Below are 18258 nucleotides of genomic sequence, written 5' to 3'. Positions count from 1 at the left end.
TCTGTGTGTTGCCTGCCCGGGAAAGGCTGTGAGGGCAGTGCAGTGGATTGTTATGAAATCGATATCAAACAAAGATGTGCGCTTTAGTGTGATTTGTTATCGTTAAACCAGTTTTGCACACGACTGCGGCGACGGAGTCAGGGAGCAACGAGTGCTTCCGGTGCGTCAATAAGGGGAATGACAATGAACAACGACTACATGACCATAACGGTGAACAACACGAATACTGATTTCCATGAGATTCGTGAAGACGATTCTCAGGATTGGGCTGATCTGTTCAGCGGGCTCGCTTGCTAGAGCCTGCTTCAGTTAGATCCCTGCGCGTCCGGCGCGCGCGGCACAATAGGGGATTATGACTGATGCTGAAAACACCAAACCTGAACTCCCTGCGAACGTTCGTGTTCGCTTCTGCCCGTCCCCGACCGGCACCCCGCACGTCGGCATGGTACGCACCGCCCTGTTCAACTGGGCTGAAGCTCGTGCCACCGGTGGCAAGCTGATCTTCCGTATCGAAGATACCGATGCCGCCCGCGACTCCGAGGAAAGCTACAACCAGATTCTTGAAGCCCTGCGTTGGCTGGGCATCGACTGGGATGAGGGCATCGATGTGGGCGGCCCCCACGGCCCGTACCGCCAGTCCGAGCGCACTGACATCTACAAGGACGTCGCCGCCAAGCTACTCGAAGCAGGCTACGCCTACGAATCCTTCTCCACTCCTGATGAAATCAAGGAGCGCAATCTTGCTGCCGGCCGCCCGGCTGAATTTGGTTACGACGGCTATGATCGCAACCTCACCGAAGAGCAGAAGGCCGCCTTCCGCGCTGAAGGCCGCAAGCCGGCTCTGCGCATTCGCATGCCTGACGAAGACATTGCCTTCGACGATCTGATTCGTGGCACCATCGAATTCAAGGCCGGTTCCGTGCCGGATTACGTGATCGTGCGCCCGAACGGTGACCCGCTGTACACGCTCACCAACCCGGTGGATGACGCCATGATGGACATCAACGTGGTGCTGCGTGGCGAGGATCTGCTGAGCTCCACCCCGCGCCAGATCGTGCTCTACCGCTACCTCGAAGAGTTGGGCATCGCCAAGACCACCCCGCTGTTCGGCCACATGCCGTACGTGATGGGCCAAGGCAACAAGAAGCTTTCCAAGCGCGATCCGGAATCCAACCTGTTCAACCACCGTGACGCCGGCTTCATCCGTGAAGGCCTGCTCAACTACCTGGCCCTGCTTGGCTGGTCCATCGCCCCCGATCGTGATGTGTTCTCTATGGACGAGATGATCGCCAAGTTCGACGTGCGCGACGTGAAGGCCAACCCGGCCCGCTTCGACTTGGACAAGGCCATCTCCATCAACGCCGAGCACATTCGTATGCTCGACCCGGCTGACTTCCTGAAGCGTTCCGTGCCGTACCTCCACCGCGACGGTGTGGTCTCTGCCGACAACTGGGACGCTCTGACCGCCCGTGAGCAGGAGATTCTGACTGCTGCCGCTCCGCTGGTTCAGCCGCGTGTGCGTCTGCTCGGTGAAGTTGCTGGCATGGTGGGCTCCCTGCTCTCCGGCGAGGAATACATTGAGCCGGCTGCCGATGCTCGCAAGCAGCTCAAGGATTCCGCCGGCGAAGTACTCGACGCCGCCATCGCCGCCCTCGAAGGCGTTGATGAAGCTGATTGGAAGACCGATAACCTGCACGAGACCCTGAACAAGGCTCTGGTGGAAGACGGTGGATACAAGCCGCGTCTGGCCTTCGGCCCGGTGCGCGTGGCCATGTCCGGCCGCCGCGTTTCCCCGCCGTTGTTCGAGTCCATGGAAATCGTCGGCAAGCCGGTTTCCATCGCACGTCTGAAGGGTCTGCGCGAGCACCTGTGATTCTTTTGCGAACCTCCTTCTGATGAAGGAGGTGGCGCGCAAAGCGTGATGGAAGGAGAGAAGGCGGGCATCTGTTCATCGCAGATGCCCGCCTTTCGCATAATTCCGATCTGTCTTGATCAGTCATCTAGTGAACTGTAGTGTTCGTTTACATACTCGCTGTACTGATTCCTGGTCGCTTATTGCATAAATCATTTATGAAGATACGGGTCTCACTTCATAAATGATTTATGAAGTGAGACGTGGAACAGAATGTCTCTGCTCTACGCTTGAGCGGTGCAAAGATAATCTTTGGCGGTAATGAATTTGCCATTCTTGCTGGTGAAGCTCTCGGTGCCTCGATAGATAACCGTTCTGCGATCAACGGGCACTCCTAGATCTTCTCCGACTGTGGCGAGATGTTTGAAAAAGTCAGGTCGTGCTGTCATACCCGATTTGATTTCTAACAGAGTGGGATTGCGGCGCTGCGTGGCGTCCACCAAGTCGATTTCTCGCTGGTTTGAATCACGGTAGAAGCAGAGCTCGCAGTCTTTATTGCGATTGCGGTAGCGTTTCACCGTTTCCGAAATAATGAGATTTTCGAACACGTCGCCACGTTTGGGGTCATCAGCAAGTTCTTGCGGTGAATGGATACCCAAGAGATAGTTGAGTAAACCGTTGTCGTAGAAGTAGAGCTTGGGTGTCTTGATGAGTCGTTTGCGGGTATTTGTGGAGTAGGGGGCCAGCCTGAATACGATGAAACTCGCCTCCAGAATTGACAGCCATTCCTTGGCGGTGTTGAAGGATATGTTCGCGTCTTTTGCCAAAGCGGTGAGGTTGAGTAAGCCGCCGGCGTTCTCCGCGCAGAGCCGCAGGAAGGTATTGAAGTCGGTGAGATTACGGACATCGAGGTATTCCGCCACGTCACGGCTTATATAAGTGGCCGTATAGTTCCGGAAGTAGACATCTGTTGGTGTTGGTACGTCATACAGGTGCGGGTATCCGCCGCGGAACATGAATTCATCCACGGTCAGATTATGTTCTGATTCCAATGCTTCCTCATAAGAGAGAGGCAGCAGCTGGAGCATGCCGACTCGGCCCGCTAATGATTGCCCGATTCTTTTTTCCATCAGGAAGTTCTGCGAACCGGACAACACGTATTGACCCATAGATTTACGTTCGTCAGCCACAACTTGTATTTGCGAGAACAGGCTAGGGGCGTATTGTGCCTCGTCAATGATGAGCTTGTCGCCATGCGAATGGATGAATCCTACCGGGTCGTCGATGGCGCTAAGTCGTGTGGTCTCATCCTCAAGATTGACATATTCGTAATCCGGAAGCGCATTTTTGATAAGCGTGGACTTGCCGCTTTGCCGCGGACCTGTCACGGAAACAACGGGGAACCATGACAGCATGGGAGCAAGCTCTTGTGCAATAGTTCTTGGAATCATGTTGCCTCTTTTGCGCTTCCATCAATACAGTATCGGATGATTCATCAGTAGAGTGTATGCAAATTCATCAGTAGGATTTATGATAATTCATCAGTAGAGTGTATGCAAATTCATCAGTAGGATTTATGATAATTCATCAGTAGAGTAGATGAGCCTTTGAAATCAAAGGGTTTTGCCGCAGTGCTGTTGCCAAGCAATGACCTCTATGGCTCTTGCTCCGGGGCTTACCTTGCGGGGGCCGGATTCGTTGGTTGACGATTCGGATCAGTCGGCTCGGTGGTAGATGTGCACAACGCGATCGTGCAATGAGCAAAACGTTGAAATTCCACGCGACACGCCGTAAGTTGCGTACGGGTGAATAGTTGCGTATATTTATCACTCGTTGCGCGGTTCACCGAGCAGCCGGTTGAAAAACTGAATATGCCCCCATCGTCTAGCGGTCTAGGACTACGCCCTCTCACGGCGCCAACACCGGTTCAAATCCGGTTGGGGGTACGACGAACAACTCTTCGGAGTTGCTACGCCAAGCCAAATTGGGATGTGGTGTAATTGGCAACACAGCTGATTCTGGTTCAGCCATTCTTGGTTCGAGTCCAGGCATCCCAGCCAATGACCCTCGCGGAATGCGAGGGTTTTTTGTTTTTTCGGACGGGCTCACGATGGGACCCGTAATGTGCACAAGAGCAAAGGAGATCGAAGTATGTCCGCTGAGCAGCAGACTGCACCAGCAAACAACACCAACGCAACCAATGACGGTGCTCAGAAGAAGCACGTTTCTAAGGTGGCCATCGCCATTATTGCCGTGGTGATTGTCGCCATCGTGATTGTGGCTGGCGTGTTTGGCTTCCGTGCTTACTCTGACGCCCAGTACAACAATGCGGTTGCCGCTTGCGCCACCGCTTCCGAAAATGTGCGCAACGCCACTAATGACTACAACAACTTGGTCAATGGCGATGCTTCTGAGGCTGCTGCGCTCACCAAGAAAGATGTAAAGGATGCCTCCACGCTGGACGCCCTCAACAAGGAACTGAGCGTGGAGCTGCCGGTATACGAAGGCTGCGTGGCTGACGACACTGCCGGCTTCAAGTCCGCTACTGCGAAGCTCAACGAGCAGGCTGATTGGTACAAGGCTCATACTCAGTCGCTGCAGAAGGCTGTGGATGCCGTGAACGATTCCAAGAAGTAGGCGGGCATCTCTTCACCATTGTCGTCAAAGCCGTCTTGCGGTTGCGCAAGGCGGCTTTTGCTATTTTGCTTAATCGGCTTGCTGCTGTAATGCTGCTGCATTGATTGCGTCGAATGCAGGTAAATTCGTCTTACTTTTTTGCGCAGTTTTTCCCCTGCGCGTGTCGCGATGATGCGAATATAGATGTGAAGGTTAACAACGTAGTCGTTTATTGGGTTTTGTGATTTCACTCACGTTGTAATTCGGTGTCAAATATGCGGCGATTCTTCGTATTTGCTGAGATTGCTCTTAAGAATAGCTTCTTGTAAAGTGTCTTATCGTAATTGCGAATGCGTATTTTTCAATGAAGAAGGCATTTGCTTCACCTCGAAGAAGAGATTAAGGAAAATATAGTTAATGAAAAAGAAGAAGACTATATCAGCTGCGCTGGCAACAGCGTTAGCCTTAACCTGCATGGGCAGCGGGGGGGGTACTGCGTTCGCAGTACCCCTGTCTGATGCTGACTTGCAGACTTTGGCAAGTCAGATTCAGCAAATCAACGATACTTCTGATTCTGCAACTGCTTCCGAGACTCCTTCCGCACAAGCCGATGCGGTTGAAGGCTGGACCATTGATTCCAACATCGCTCAGGGCGGCGAAATCCTGGAGATGGCAAACGGTTGGCTGCACCTCAAGTCCACTGCCTCTAACGGTAATGCGGCAGCGGACCCCAGCTCCAGCAACAACTGGCCGGCAGTAGCCGTGTGGGGCACGGATTACGACTTCTCCAAGGCCGGCTCCTTCCATGCCACCATCAAGTCCCCGCAGGAAGGCGAAGCGAACCGTTTCGGCTTCTACCTGGGCTACAACGATCCGGGCAGCGGCCTGTTCATCGGCTACGATGCACAAGGCTGGTTCTGGCAGACCTACACCGGTGGCGGTAGCGGCGGCTATTACAGCGGTACTCGTATCGCTGCTCCGAGCGCCAACGACGAGCACGACATTCAAGTCTCCTGGACCGACGCCAAGGTCGCCACGCTGACCGTGGACGGCCAGAAGGCATTCGACGTCGACTACTCCGCCATGACGAACCTCTCCAACAAGCTCGCCATCAAGGCCGGCTCCTGGAAGTCGTTGAGCCAGGTCACCGACGTTTACATCAAGGACTTCCCGGAGGTTACCGAAGTCGCCAAGCACGCGGTTTCCGGCAAGGTTGTTGATGCTGAAGGCGCCGCCATCGCAGGCGCTGCTGTTCGCCTGGGCAAGACCAAGGCCAAGACCGCAGCTGATGGCACCTTCTCCTTCGCCGATATCGAAGCCGGCGAATACACGCTGTCGATTGCCAAGGAAGGCTATGAAGACGTCTCCCAGCAGGTGACCGTGGGCGATGCCGATCTCGCCATTGATCCGATCACCCTCAACAAGACCGTTCCGGTTGCCTCCGAAACGCTGAAGACCAAGAAGATGGAAGTTCAGATCAAGAAGAGCTTCCCCTCCGTGCTTCAGTACACTCTGACCAACGGCAAGGTGATGTACGGCCAGACCAAGGATGTGCGCACTGTTGAAATCAACGGCACCAACATCGAACTGACCGACGATGACGTGACCTTCAAGAAGGTATCCGATACCGAAGCCACCTACACGCTGAAGGTCAAGGACGAGGCCAAGAAGATCGACGCGGTGATCACCGTTCAGATCACGGTCAAGGCCAACCAGCTGCACCTCAACGTCACCAAGATCAAAAACAACCTGTCCGAAGGCATTCCTGAAGGCAACGGTGTGGAGAAGAACGCCATCCAGACGCTGTCCTTCCCGAACCAGAGCCTCGTTTCCGTGCGCTCCAGCCAGGAAAATGCCCAGTTCACTGGTGCTCGTATGTCTTCCAACACGCAGAAGCCTGGCGATACCAACTTCGCAGTGACCGAAGATACTAACGTCACTGATAGTGACTACACCTACGGCTTCATCTCCGGTGCTGGCCTGAGTGCCGGCCTGTGGAGCAACTCCGAGCATGATGGCACCTATGTGGCGGCTCCTGTGCGCGGCGGCAGCCAGAACACGCGTGTCTACGCCACCACCCAGCAGACTGGTGACGCCACTTCTCTGGGCCTGGCCAGCGCTCCGTGGTACTACCACCGCACGGTTACCGATTCCAAGGGCAAGAAGTACACCGTGGCCGAAACCGCTCTGCCGCAGATGGCCGTGGCCATCGCCGGTGACGAGAACGAAGACGGTGCCGTCAATTGGCAGGATGGCGCAATCGCCTACCGCGACATCATGAACAACCCGTACAAGTCCGAGGAAGTGCCCGAACTGGTGGCATGGCGTATCGCCATGAACTTCGGCTCCCAGGCGCAGAACCCGTTCCTCACCACGCTTGACAACGTCAAGAAGGTGGCCTTGAACACCGATGGCCTCGGCCAGTCCGTGCTGCTCAAGGGCTACGGCAATGAAGGCCACGACTCCGGCCACCCGGACTACGGCGATATCGGCCAGCGTCTCGGCGGTGCCGACGACATGAACACCATGATGGAAGAGGGCTCCAAGTATGGCGCTCGCTTCGGTGTGCACGTCAACGCCTCCGAAATGTATCCGGAAGCCAAGGCCTTCAGCGAGGACATGGTGCGCCGCAACTCCAAAGGTGGCCTGAGCTACGGCTGGAACTGGCTTGATCAGGGTGTCGGTATCGACGGCATCTACGATCTGGCATCCGGCTCCCGCGTAAGCCGTTTCGCTGACCTCAGCAAGGAAGTCGGCGACAATATGGACTTCATCTACCTCGATGTGTGGGGCAACTTGACTTCTTCCGGTTCGGAAGATTCTTGGGAAACCCGCAAGATGAGCAAGATGATCAACGACAACGGCTGGCGTATGACCACCGAATGGGGTTCCGGCAACGAGTACGACTCCACCTTCCAGCACTGGGCAGCCGATCTGACCTACGGCGGCTACACCTCCAAGGGCGAGAACTCCGAAGTGATGCGCTTCCTGCGTAACCACCAGAAGGACAGCTGGGTTGGCGACTACCCACAATACGGTGGCGCTGCCAACGCTCCGCTGCTCGGCGGCTACAACATGAAGGACTTCGAAGGCTGGCAGGGCCGCAACGACTATGCCGCCTACATCAAGAACCTGTACACCCATGATGTATCCACCAAGTTCATTCAGCACTTCAAGGTGACCCGCTGGGTCAACAACCCGCTGCTGACCGCCGACAATGGCAATGCCACTGCCGTGTCCGATCCGAACACGAACAACGGCAACGAGCAGATTACCCTGAAGGATTCCAACGGTAACGTTGTGGTGCTCTCCCGTGGTTCCAATGATTCCTCCAGTGCGGCTTACCGCCAGCGCACCATCACCTTCAATGGTGTGACGGTCGCCTCCGGCGAGGTTTCTAGGGGTGACGGTAAGGCTACCGGCGACGAGTCCTACCTGCTGCCGTGGATGTGGGATTCCTCCACCGGCGAGTTGGTCAAGGATTCCGAGCAGAAGCTCTACCACTGGAACACCAAGGGTGGCACCACCACCTGGACCCTGCCGGACAGCTGGAAGAACCTCTCCAGCGTGAAGGTGTACCAGCTCACCGATCAGGGCAAGACCAACGAGCAGACCGTGGCCGTCTCCGGCGGCAAGGTGACGCTCACCGCTGATGCCGAAACCCCGTACGTGGTGTACAAGGGCGAGGCCAAGCAGATTCAGGTCAACTGGAGCGAAGGCATGCACGTTGTGGATGCTGGCTTCAACGGCGGCTCCAACACCCTCACCGACAACTGGACCGTTAGCGGCTCCGGCAAGGCTGAAGTCGAAGGCGATAACAACGCCATGCTGCGCCTCACCGGCAAGGTTGACGTCTCCCAGCGCCTGACCGACCTCAAGGCTGGCCAGAAGTACGCACTGTATGTCGGCGTTGACAACCGCAGCACCGGTGACGCATCCGTCACCGTAACCAGCGGCGGCAAGGTGCTGGCCACCAACTCCACCGGCAAGTCCATCGCCAAGAACTACATCAAGGCATACGGCCACAACACGAACAGCGATACGGAAAATGGCTCCAGCTACTTCCAGAACATGTACGTGTTCTTCACCGCGCCTGAGAACGGCGATGCCACGGTAACCCTGTCTCACAAGAGCACTGACGGAGCACACACCTACTTCGACGACGTGCGCATCGTGGAGAACCAGTACTCCGGCATCACCTATGAGAAGGACGGCACGCTGAAGTCCCTCACCAACGGATTCGAAAACAACGCCCAGGGCATCTGGCCGTTCGTGGTCTCCGGTTCCGAAGGCGTTGAGGACAACCGCATCCACCTCTCCGAGCTGCATGCTCCGTTCACGCAGGCCGGTTGGGATGTCAAGAAGATGGACGATGTGCTCGATGGCACTTGGTCTGTGAAGGTTAACGGCCTGACCCAGAAGGGCACGCTGGTCTACCAGACGATCCCGCAGAACGTGAAGTTCGAGGCGGGCGCCAAGTACAAGGTGAGCTTCGACTACCAGTCCGGTTCCGATGACATCTACGCCATCGCTGTGGGTCAGGGTGAATACTCTGCCGGCAGTGTGAAGCTGACCAACCTGAAGCAGGCTCTGGGCAAGACCGGCAAGGCCGAGTTCGAGCTGACCGGTGGCGTCAACGGCGATTCCTGGTTCGGCATCTACTCGACCGCAACCGCACCTGATCTGCAGGGTTCCACCGGCAATGCACAGGACTTCGGCGGATACAAGGACTTCGTGCTCGACAACCTGAAGATCGAGCGCATCGAGTCCCAGACCCGCACCAAGGCCGAAGTGCAGGACAAGGTCAAGGAAATCCGCGGCAAGTACGATTCCAAGCGTGCTGAGCTCTCCGATGCCGCATGGCAGCAGTACCAGGACACCTTGGTCAAGGCTCGCGTGCTCATCGACAAGAATGGCGCAACCGCTGAGGACTTCACCAAGGCGTACGACATTCTCGTGGCCCTCGACGAGTACATGAAGACTGCTCCCGGCAACGAGAGCAGCGACAAGTACGACGTGGCAGCTGACGGCTCCGACGAGCTGGGCGGCTACACCGTGGCCACGGGCAGCGAAGAGCCTACCGCAGGCCTGCCGAGCGAAGGCCCGGCCGATCTGGCACAGGATGGCAACGACAGCACCCACTGGCACACCAGCTGGAGCGAGAACGCAGTCGGCAACGGCACCGCGTGGTATCAGTTCAACCTCAACAAACCGACCACCATCAACGGCCTGCGCTACCTGCCGCGCTCCGGAGGCATGAACGCCAACGGCAAGATCAAGGGCTACAAGATCACGCTGACCCTGGCGGATGGCACCACCAAGGATGTCGTCACCGATGCTGAGTTCTCCACCACCACCATGTGGCAGAAGGCCAGCTTCGACGCCGTCGAGAACGTGACCGCCGTGCGCCTGACCGTCCTGTCTTCCGCAGGCCAGAGCGACTCCCAGGCCAACAAGTTCGCCTCCGCGGCTGAACTTCGTCTCACCACCGACCGCGAGGTCAAGGAAGAGACCGTCGCTCCGGACAAGACCGACCTCAACGACACCATCGCCAAGGCTAACGGTCTTAAGGAATCCGACTACACGGCCGAAAGCTGGACTGCGCTGGTCAAGGCCCGCGAAGCCGCACAAACCGTGGCGGATAACGATAAGGCCGCCGCTTACGATGTGGCTCTGGCTCTGACGAACCTCGAATCCGCTATCGCTGGTCTCGAGAAGACCGGTGAGGAGCCTGGCCCTGGCCCGGTTGAGGTGAACAAGACCGACCTGCAGGCTGCAGTGAACAAGGCAAGCAAGCTTGAGAAGGCCGATTACACGACCAACTCGTGGGAAGCTTTCGCCAAGGCACTGAAGGCTGCACAGCAGGTGCTCGACAACGATGACGCCACCCAGCAGGATGTGGATACCGCCCTGAGCGCTCTTCAGGACGCCATCTCCAAGCTGGAAGCCGCCACCGAGCCGAAGCCGGATCCGGAACCGGGTGTGGTTGACAAGGCTGCTCTGAACGCGACCATCAACAAGGCCGCCGCCATCAACCTGGGTCTCTACACCGATGACTCCGCCAACGCTCTGCGCGCTGCGCTGAAGAAGGCCCGTGAGGTCTCCGACAACAGCAACGCCACGCAGAAGCAGGTCGACGCGGCTCGCGAGGCTCTCGAGAAGGCAATTGCCGGCTTGGTGAAGCGTACCGCTGCCAAGGGTGATGGCAATGTCGTCTCCAACACGGGTGCCAATGTCGCCACGATTGCTGTGGCTGGATTGCTGCTGGCTGGTGCCGGCGCCGCAATCGCCTACCGCCGCAATCGCGAGGAGATGTGATCGTGAAACCGTAAGGTTCGCGACCACATAAGGAGCACTCCTTATCTCGGCCGGTGCCGGGCAGCAATGCCCAGCGCCGGCCGATTTGTATATAAATCAGTGTTTTCCGGTCACCCAGCGGGCATCGGAATGCACATGCGGAATCATCATCACAATGACCGCAATCAGACAAACAATCATCACCATCAAAATAACGTCTTCATGACCGCGCGTCTGCAGCGTGGCTCCAGTCAAAGCGCCAAGCGCCAAAGCCAGCATCACAATCGCGCGCCGGCCAAGTTTGGACTGCTCATGACCATGCGCCGAAGTGTCAGCGATAATCCCAGTTAACGTCATCGTCAACACAGTCGTGGGCAAATCCGGCACCGAAAGCTTACGAGCAGTGGAATTCTGAATGCCCATAGCGGGAGCGAGCAGCACAATCAGCAGAATAATATGCAAATCAATATGCCGAGCAGTAGGGAAGTTCAGACTGGGCTGTGCCGCGCGGGCGATGGCTGAAGCATCAGTGCCACCCATCGAGGGTTCAGGCGCAAACTGATTGAGCAGATAAATGCCTACGAGCGCGGCTGCCACAAAAGCCAGCTGGATCGATGTGGACACCAGCAGATGACGTGCACGATTGGCTCCAAAGTAATGAATAATGCGCCCGCCGATGAACGCACCAATCATGAACGTGGCCAACGTCAGCGCCGAAGTCCACCAGACGAAGCCCTGCGCGTGGGCAAATGCAAAACCAAGGAACACAATGTTGCCGGTCACATTGGCCACAAATACATGACCGAGTGCCAAGTAACTTAACGCATCCACCAGTCCGGCGACAAACGTGAGGATGACCAACGCAGGTGAAAGCAGACCATAGCGATCATCCTTGCGGGGAATCAGTGTGCGTCCTGCTTCGGCAAGGTGTGAGGTCATGGTGTGAGAGGCTTTCCTTCGCTGTTTGGTGGTATTCAATAGCTGGCGCGCGGCCTTGCACATTATGAAGTGTGTGCCGGACGGTATATGTCAATGAGTCTGCGCCCGCATGCGGAGTGTGTGCAACAGTTTGCTATGAGTTCACTTGCGATTCGCTGAACGCGCATAGTTCGGTAACGCGATTTCGCTATATCTGGTCGTAATACCGATGAGGCTAGGAAAAGGAATGATTATGCAGTCTGACAACAACCATCATGAATCGCATCACAACGATATGAGCCACGGCAACGACTACCAATACGATGTGTACATGTATGCCGAGTACGGCATCGAGTGGTGATTGAGAGCCCCGAGTGAGAATTGGACTCACGACCTCTTCCTTACCAAGGAAGTGCTCTACCACTGAGCTATCGGGGCGATAATGTGCGCACGGCTTGAAGGCCATCAGGCAACTTGCACAACAATACACGCAATCGCGTATTACGCAAATCGACGGGTGTGCGAGGAAGTATTCGGGTGCTCTAAGTTGTACACATGAGCGCAATATTGGCTATTTTGCGCTCATGTGGCATTCGGATGTGCCACGTAATCGCATTTTCGTGTTTTTATGCGCTGTTGTGGCACGAAAATTGTGGGAATTCGGTCATCTCGGAATATGTGTCATGCCACGCCACTGCAAAAACAGTGAATGTGCACGATTGTGCACATATTTGAACCGTTGCGTATATGCATGTGGGCGCGGATAACAAAAAAGGTTTTGGTGAAAGCCAAAACCCTGATGGCGGAGGATACGAGACACCGACCTTCAGGTCGGCTCAGCCTTACTGCTGCTTGGGGTTTGGGGGATTCGCGCGCTCGCCGTACCACCTCTGTTACCGCGTCCGCGGCGCGTCGTGACGGGCCCTCACGTCATTCACGGGGTGGTTGCGATGGGGTGAGAATGTGCCATGTGCCGCGTGTCCGAACCGGTACGCTCGATCTCCACAGGAGGTTTGCCGTTCTCGCACAACTGCACTATCTGTCTCTTGAACTCCTCCGTGAACCTGCGCGGATGCCTCGGATCGGCCATGACCATCAACTCCTTCGTTGCCCGGTCCCTCACAAAACCGTCCAATACCTTGTAGCCAATCCAATCTGGTACTTCGTGTGAGCATGTACTTTGAGGGTCCAATGCTGGAGGCGGGATGAATATGGCAACGGGGATACCTGCGCATACGCAAGTATCCCCGTATTGCATGGTGCGATACCGGTATCTGCCGGGGCAGAAGGTGGCATCGCGGGTCAGGGAAGGAATCAGTGAGCCAGCATCTCGGTGGCTACTTCCTCCTTGCTCATGGACGCCGGGTAATACGTGGGCCAGTTGTCCATTTCCTTCAAGGTCTCTTCTTGGGAATCATTGCCCATGAAGATGTGGAAGTGCGCGGCCTTGGTTGGCGCGATGCCGTGATCCGAGAACTGCACGATCTTCGGTGCACCTTCGGGCGCGTCGCCGGTGGCGGTGAACAGATAGCGCACGCCGCGATTGCCCTTGGCGTAGTCGAGGATTTTGAAGCCGCTGTACTCATAGGTGGCGGTGGCCGTCTTGCCGCCTCGGGTGAAGCTCATCTGATCGCCCTTGATGGCGATTCTCTCCACATCGGTCTTATAGCCGACGTCGTAGTACTTCGTGTATTCGGCTGCGGTCATGTCGCCCTTCTTGGCCTTGGCCTCCATCACCTTGTCGAGTGTGCCGTCCTGGAGCAGCGGGTAGACGGACTGCCACTCGCCCTCGTAGTCGGACAGGCTGCGGTCCTTGACGTCCTGGGTCAGGAAGTAACCGTTGGTGGTGTCGGCAGCCAGAGCCTGGTTGGCGATCAGCGTGAGCCAGCCAAGCAGCGTCTTCTGGTTCTCCGGCAGCTGTTCGGTTACGGAGATGATCGTCTTGTTGCTGGATTGCGCGGCCTCGTTGAGTTTCTTGGCGAAGCCGTTCATTTCCTGCGGATTGACGACGAGCAGGTCCATGTCATTGCCGGAGACGATGTTCATGGCGTTCTTGAGGTCCGCCGCGGAGGGCTCGGCTTCGCTGTTCATCGCGTTCGTGTAAGTTGCGGGAGTCTTGTCGATTGCACCGATGTATTCCAGCAGATAGCTGATGATGGATTCGGTGGCCACATAGCGGCGCTGCACGTCGGTGGAGCGGGCCTTGTTCACTAGGGTCACGAAGTCGGCGTACTCGCCATTCCACTCGTTGAAGTGACGCTGAGCGGTGGCGGCGGTGGCGGAACTCGCGCCGGCCTTGTCCGTATAGGCGGCGTTGATGGCCTCGGCGGCTTTCAGCACGGCTTCGGGGCTGAACCACAGGTGCGGGTTCGTGGAACCGTGGTGATGATGATGTCCTTCCTCGCCGTCGGCGTGGTCGTGATCATGCTCGTGCTCCTCAGTGGCGGTGATGCCCATGAGATCGCCCACGTTCACAACGGCCTGTCGCTTGGTATCAAGCTGTGCTTTCTCAGCCCAGCTGTCATAGCCTGCGCCGTTGAGCACCACGATGTCCGCCTTGGCGAGTTTGGCCAGGTCGGATGCGGTGGCCTCGTAATCGTGTGGGTCGGCGGAGGTCGAGTTGATGAGCGAAGTCACTGTGGCGCAGGAGCCGCCGAGCTGCTGGGCCAAGGATCCCCATTGGTTGACTGAGGCGACCACGGTGAAGGTGGTGTCGCAGGAGTCATTGGTGGCGTCTGCGGCTGGGCTCGCGGTGTTGCCTACGGTTGATGAAGTCGAGCCGTTTGGCTTGAGGGAGGTGAATGCGCCGAGAATCAAGACGCCTAGTACGGCGCCGATAACGAAAGCGACGACAATGCCGATGATGGTGTTGCGTTTGGAGACGGTGGTTATGACAGCGGATGCATTGCTGCTGCGCGCGGTGCTATCGGATGCACTGCCGCCAATCGGACTGTCGGTCTGATGGTTCTTGGAGTGGTTGGTTGAGGGCTGGCTGGTATTTGGATCAGTCATGCTCTGACTTTCTACCTAATGTTTTTCTCTCGAAAATACGTGTGGATATATGCGGATGGTCGGTCGATATGGTAGCGGCGGTTCGTGCCCATGAACGGCGGCATGTGGAGGAAATAGGAGAAGAACACGTGCCGTGACTATTCGGGGCGGAACCGCCGCTGTCATGTTGTTGCGAGACTTGATGGATGTGGAATCCATCGATGGTGGTTATGGTTTCATATACCCCTTTCGTACGGCGGCGGCCAGATTCTGCGGAACCTGAGCCACTTCGCCTTCGGGCGTTCTGACCGTGGCCAACTGGGGTACTTTGGCCTTCCAATTGGCTCGGCGAGAATGCGTGTTGGCTCGGGACGTCTTGTATTTGGGCAGTGCCATTAGCCTTGCCTTGCCTTCCAGTGGGGATTCTTCTTGTTGATCACGTACAGGTGGCCGCGCCGACGGACAACATAGGAACCGTCTTTGCGAGCCAGTGAGCGGACTGATGCTTTGACTTTCATATCCGTTCCTTTCTTGTTGCGGATGGGGTGGGTTCGGACTACTTCCTGCCGTATCGGGCGTTGAACTTCTGCACCTGGCCGGCGGTGTCGAGCACCACGTTCTTGCCGGTATAGAACGGGTGGCTGTAACTGGACACCTCCACGTTGACGAGCGGGTAGGTGTTGCCGTCCTCCCAGTCGATGGTCGGCAGACTGTTGGTCTTGGAAACCAGTGTGGATTTGGTCAGGAAGTACTTGTCGGCGGAGCGGTCATAGAAGACCACGGGGCCGTATTCGGGGTGGATGCCTTCTTGCATGGTTATGGACCTTTGGTTGTGATTGATGGTTATTGGATTGCGGCCGCGCCGGTGAAATCACCAGCTGGACTTCACCACGCCGGGCAGCTCGCCCTTGTGCGCCTTCTCACGCAGGTTGATGCGCGAGAGTCCAAACTTGCGGTTGTAGGCACGCGGGCGGCCGTCGATGGAATCGCGGTTGCGCAGGCGGGTGGGACTGGCGTCGCGGGGGAGTGCCTGCAGTTTGCGCATCGCCTCGGCGCGTTCTTCGGCACTCAGATGCGGGTTGACGCTGTCGCGCTTGTACTCGGCGCGGCGTTCAGCGTATTTGGCGACCATGCGTTCGCGCTGCAATTGCCGGTTGATCTTACTGGTTTTGGCCATGTCTGGCTCCTTCTCAGCGGGTTTCCCGGAACGGCACCCGTTTGCGGACCACCGGGTCGAACTTGATGAGTTCGAGGCGATCCGGTGTGTTGCGGCGATTCTTGGTGGTGGTGTAGGTGAAGCCGGTGCCTGCGGTGGATCGCAAAGTGATGACCGGACGCACTGCGGCGGATTTGCTTGCCATGATTGGTGCTTTCTATCGGGTGTCAGGGTATGGAGTGCGGATCGCATCTTGCGTGCGTCAGTTGAGTTCCTGATTGCGCTGAATGCGCGCGAGGGCCGCCTCGATGCCGATGCGGTCGATGGTCTTTATGCCCCGGGCGCTCACGGTAAGGGTGACGTGGCGCTGCAGGGACGGCACCCAATACCGCTTGGATTGCAGGTTCGGGGCGAACGTTCGGCGTGTTTTCCTGTGCGAGTGGGAGACGCTGTTGCCGACCCCGGCGCGCGTTCCCAGAATTTGACATGTTTTGGACATGCCTGCGACTATAGCATAATGATAATCATTATCAAATCAGAAAGGCTGTCATGATTCATCCGGCATTGCAATCACAGGGAAACGCGGAGGGGAGCACTCCCGTGGTGCTGCTTACTGGCGCCGATCGGCTCAGCGCCGACTCGGTGGCGTTCTCGCTTGTCGACTCATGCCCATCTGTGTGTTCGATTTCCTATGACGTGCGTCCGAATGGTGCCGTGGAGTCGGGGCTCGACATCATCCGCAACATCGTGCGTCCGCAGGCGGGCGGGGTGGCGTTCGGCGAGTCCGACTCATTCGGGCTTGAGGAGTGTTGCCTGAGCTGCACCGTCAAGCATGATCTCGAGCGAGTGCTGGAGTCGCTGTGCGGGCAGGCGGGCGTATTCCTGGTCTCGTTGCCGGTGGGTCTTGAAGCGGCGCCGATCGCGCAGTACCTGGCCGATTCCTTCCGCATCAATGAGTGGGGCGAGTCGATGTTCGTGGGTGCCATCGCCAATGCCGTGGGTCTTGACGAATTCGAGGAGCGCTTCTTTGACGACGACCGGCTGTGCCTCTACGGCATGGGCGAGGCGGATGGCGTCTATGACGAGCGATCCACCGGCGCGGTGGTTTCCCGTTTGATTCGTGAGGCCTCGTGCGTGCTCGAATTGCCGGTGGTCGGTGCCGGTTGCCTGGCTCGCCATCTGGACGCGGACGGCGAATGCAAATGCCGCGACATCATCCGGGCGATCGCCTCGGCCGATGCGCTGATTTGTGAGGATGCCCACACCGTGGGGCTTGCTGATGTGGTGAGGGAGCCGTCCGGCGTTGTTTCGCCGCTGCTGTGAAGTGACGTGTCAGGAAACGGCACTGTGCGGCAGCGCGCGATGGTGCGCAATCGGATAGGCTGTTCGGATGGTGCGGCGCGACATTGTGCCAAGGGGAGTGGACTCGCGCTATCGGGGAAGGCTCCTGGTATTCAAGGGTGCTTCGGTTCATGCCGAGGCACCCTCTGCATTACTCTGGAAGGGAGTCAGAGAACAGTAAAGAATCGCACATAATCATAAAATCCCAAGGTTGTGCGGGAGGTGGGGCTCGATGTATTCCGGTTGACGGCGAGCAACTGCTGGACGCCGGTTGCAAGTGGTTGAATGTGGTCGTCGGCGTTGGGGTTGAGCATTGGCCTGCGGACTCCAACCTGTCACGGATGGATGTACGGATGTAGAGGGGCCCTGCTTGGCAGGAGGTAATCGGCTACGGGAAACCGCTTTTCCGTTAATCGAATGCGACGATGTGTCGCATTTCCGTGGATAACTGTGCCGTTATGGCTGTCCCGAGGCGTTCAGGCTGTGGACAATTCACCAAAAATCGACAATTCGGAGTGGTTTCCTGCGGTGAGGCTATTTGTGATTGCTCCGTAGGTTCTTCGGGAGATGCGCCCGGTTTGATTGTCGTTTGCGGTTGAGGGTCTTGGGGCGCTGCGGTGCCCCTGCGGAATAACCCAGCAAGGGGATGACCGGCTCGGTGAGTGAGCCGTGCAGAGGGAGCATGACATGGTGACGGACTACGGCGCTCCCAGAACGGGGTTATAGGCCAAAATGTGTGTCTGTTTTGGCTTGTGAGGCCTTGGAATGATTGGTGTTTCGTTGGTTTGAATGTGGTTGCCGGGACTTTCAGGGCCGGCCAGAATGTGTGTCCGGAATAGGCTGTCAGGCCTTGCACCGCAAGGCCTGGCGGGTGTTTGAATGTCTTCTGTTTGACTGGGTGCATGAGGACACCCGGATGCGCGGCCTGCGGCGGCGAGATGAAAAGGAACGGCACCACCTCGGCGGGGCGAACCCGCTGGAGGTGCAAGGACCCGGGATGTGGTTCATCGACGTCGCGCGTCTATGACGTGAAGGCCCGTGGCCTGCGCTGCGGATTGGATTGGTTGTTTTCGAAGCGATCCCAGGC

14 protein-coding genes, 3 tRNA genes and 1 pseudogene are annotated in these 18258 nt (G+C 57.2%); 7 read left to right on the top strand and 11 right to left on the bottom strand.

Annotated elements, in window-relative coordinates; translation table 11 throughout:
- The first annotated feature begins 352 nt into the window (after positions 1–352).
- Entirely contained in the window at positions 353–1873 is a 1521-nt protein-coding gene (gene gltX, locus Tam1G_RS02795; RefSeq protein ID WP_101625389.1) for a glutamate--tRNA ligase, read from the top strand.
- Between the two features lie 263 nt (positions 1874–2136).
- On the opposite strand, the gene Tam1G_RS02790 is transcribed toward gltX, so the two are convergent.
- The gene (locus Tam1G_RS02790; protein ID WP_101625388.1) at positions 2137–3303 is read right to left on the bottom strand and encodes an ATP-binding protein; all 1167 of its coding nucleotides are present in this window, start codon (positions 3301–3303) and stop codon (positions 2137–2139) included.
- 422 nt (positions 3304–3725) lie between these two features.
- Between Tam1G_RS02790 and Tam1G_RS02785 the strand changes: the two genes are divergently transcribed.
- The 4 genes from Tam1G_RS02785 (at position 3726) to Tam1G_RS02765 (ending at position 10786) form a co-directional block, all read left to right on the top strand.
- Positions 3726–3798: transfer RNA gene (locus Tam1G_RS02785), tRNA-Glu, on the top strand.
- A 39-nt stretch (positions 3799–3837) separates the two neighbouring features.
- A tRNA-Gln gene (locus tag Tam1G_RS02780) sits at positions 3838–3912 on the top strand.
- Positions 3913–4003: 91 nt separating this feature from the next.
- A complete protein-coding gene (locus tag Tam1G_RS02775; protein WP_101625387.1) occupies positions 4004–4489 on the top strand; it encodes a hypothetical protein in 486 nt (161 codons plus the stop codon).
- Positions 4490–4885: 396 nt separating this feature from the next.
- Complete coding sequence (locus Tam1G_RS02765) at positions 4886–10786, top strand: endo-alpha-N-acetylgalactosaminidase family protein (protein WP_101625385.1); 5901 nt, start codon at positions 4886–4888, stop codon at positions 10784–10786.
- 96 nt (positions 10787–10882) lie between these two features.
- On the opposite strand, the gene Tam1G_RS02760 is transcribed toward Tam1G_RS02765, so the two are convergent.
- From Tam1G_RS02760 to rpmB, 10 genes and pseudogenes are all read right to left on the bottom strand, one after another.
- Positions 10883–11704 (bottom strand): YoaK family protein, encoded by an 822-nt coding sequence (locus Tam1G_RS02760; RefSeq protein ID WP_165781881.1) that lies wholly within the window; start codon positions 11702–11704, stop codon positions 10883–10885.
- Between the two features lie 345 nt (positions 11705–12049).
- Positions 12050–12121 (bottom strand) — tRNA-Thr (locus Tam1G_RS02755).
- 520 nt (positions 12122–12641) lie between these two features.
- Positions 12642–12773, bottom strand: a pseudogene (locus tag Tam1G_RS11610) (IS3-like element ISBlo9 family transposase); the annotation flags it as partial.
- A gap of 224 nt (positions 12774–12997) precedes the next feature.
- Entirely contained in the window at positions 12998–14695 is a 1698-nt protein-coding gene (locus Tam1G_RS02750; protein WP_101625383.1) for a metal ABC transporter substrate-binding protein, read from the bottom strand.
- A gap of 207 nt (positions 14696–14902) precedes the next feature.
- Complete coding sequence (gene rpmF, locus Tam1G_RS02745) at positions 14903–15070, bottom strand: 50S ribosomal protein L32 (protein ID WP_101625382.1); 168 nt, start codon at positions 15068–15070, stop codon at positions 14903–14905.
- Entirely contained in the window at positions 15070–15192 is a 123-nt protein-coding gene (gene rpmJ, locus Tam1G_RS02740) for a 50S ribosomal protein L36 (protein WP_012578244.1), read from the bottom strand. The genes rpmF and rpmJ overlap by 1 nt, the downstream gene beginning before the upstream one ends.
- 38 nt (positions 15193–15230) lie before the next feature.
- Entirely contained in the window at positions 15231–15488 is a 258-nt protein-coding gene (locus Tam1G_RS02735; protein ID WP_101625381.1) for a type B 50S ribosomal protein L31, read from the bottom strand.
- A 57-nt stretch (positions 15489–15545) separates the two neighbouring features.
- Positions 15546–15851 (bottom strand): 30S ribosomal protein S14, encoded by a 306-nt coding sequence (rpsN, locus tag Tam1G_RS02730; RefSeq protein ID WP_101625380.1) that lies wholly within the window; start codon positions 15849–15851, stop codon positions 15546–15548.
- 13 nt (positions 15852–15864) lie between these two features.
- Positions 15865–16035 (bottom strand): 50S ribosomal protein L33, encoded by a 171-nt coding sequence (gene rpmG, locus Tam1G_RS02725; RefSeq protein WP_101625379.1) that lies wholly within the window; start codon positions 16033–16035, stop codon positions 15865–15867.
- A 57-nt stretch (positions 16036–16092) separates the two neighbouring features.
- On the bottom strand, positions 16093–16329 hold the full coding sequence (gene rpmB, locus Tam1G_RS02720; RefSeq protein WP_101625378.1) for a 50S ribosomal protein L28: 237 nt from the start codon (positions 16327–16329) through the stop codon (positions 16093–16095).
- Positions 16330–16379: 50 nt separating this feature from the next.
- On the opposite strand from rpmB, the gene Tam1G_RS02715 reads away from it, so the two are divergent.
- Positions 16380–17153, top strand: coding sequence for a hypothetical protein (locus tag Tam1G_RS02715; RefSeq protein WP_101625377.1), 774 nt, complete (start codon positions 16380–16382; stop codon positions 17151–17153).
- Between the two features lie 920 nt (positions 17154–18073).
- A partial coding sequence (locus Tam1G_RS11870; protein WP_423734937.1) for a transposase-like zinc-binding domain-containing protein occupies positions 18074–18258 on the top strand: 185 nt, incomplete at its 3' end.

Source organism: Bifidobacterium imperatoris (assembly GCF_002860405.1).
Taxonomy (GTDB): Bacteria; Actinomycetota; Actinomycetes; order Actinomycetales; family Bifidobacteriaceae; genus Bifidobacterium; species Bifidobacterium imperatoris.
This window is presented reverse-complemented; position numbering and strand designations above follow the sequence as displayed.

Excerpts from the sequence above, each read along its gene's own strand:
- rpmG (WP_101625379.1), bottom strand. The coding sequence starts at position 16,035 with ATGGCAAGCAAATCCGCCGCAGTGCGTCCGGTCATCACTTTGCGATCC.
- Tam1G_RS02760 (WP_165781881.1), bottom strand. The coding sequence starts at position 11,704 with ATGACCTCACACCTTGCCGAAGCAGGACGCACACTGATTCCCCGCAAG.
- Tam1G_RS02715 (WP_101625377.1), top strand. The coding sequence starts at position 16,380 with ATGATTCATCCGGCATTGCAATCACAGGGAAACGCGGAGGGGAGCACT.
- rpmB (WP_101625378.1), bottom strand. The coding sequence starts at position 16,329 with ATGTCCAAAACATGTCAAATTCTGGGAACGCGCGCCGGGGTCGGCAAC.
- rpsN (WP_101625380.1), bottom strand. The coding sequence starts at position 15,851 with ATGGCCAAAACCAGTAAGATCAACCGGCAATTGCAGCGCGAACGCATG.
- Tam1G_RS02735 (WP_101625381.1), bottom strand. The coding sequence starts at position 15,488 with ATGCAAGAAGGCATCCACCCCGAATACGGCCCCGTGGTCTTCTATGAC.
- gltX (WP_101625389.1), top strand. The coding sequence starts at position 353 with ATGACTGATGCTGAAAACACCAAACCTGAACTCCCTGCGAACGTTCGT.
- Tam1G_RS02765 (WP_101625385.1), top strand. The coding sequence starts at position 4,886 with ATGAAAAAGAAGAAGACTATATCAGCTGCGCTGGCAACAGCGTTAGCC.
- Tam1G_RS02775 (WP_101625387.1), top strand. The coding sequence starts at position 4,004 with ATGTCCGCTGAGCAGCAGACTGCACCAGCAAACAACACCAACGCAACC.
- Tam1G_RS02790 (WP_101625388.1), bottom strand. The coding sequence starts at position 3,303 with ATGATTCCAAGAACTATTGCACAAGAGCTTGCTCCCATGCTGTCATGG.
- rpmF (WP_101625382.1), bottom strand. The coding sequence starts at position 15,070 with ATGGCACTGCCCAAATACAAGACGTCCCGAGCCAACACGCATTCTCGC.
- rpmJ (WP_012578244.1), bottom strand. The coding sequence starts at position 15,192 with ATGAAAGTCAAAGCATCAGTCCGCTCACTGGCTCGCAAAGACGGTTCC.
- Tam1G_RS02750 (WP_101625383.1), bottom strand. The coding sequence starts at position 14,695 with ATGACTGATCCAAATACCAGCCAGCCCTCAACCAACCACTCCAAGAAC.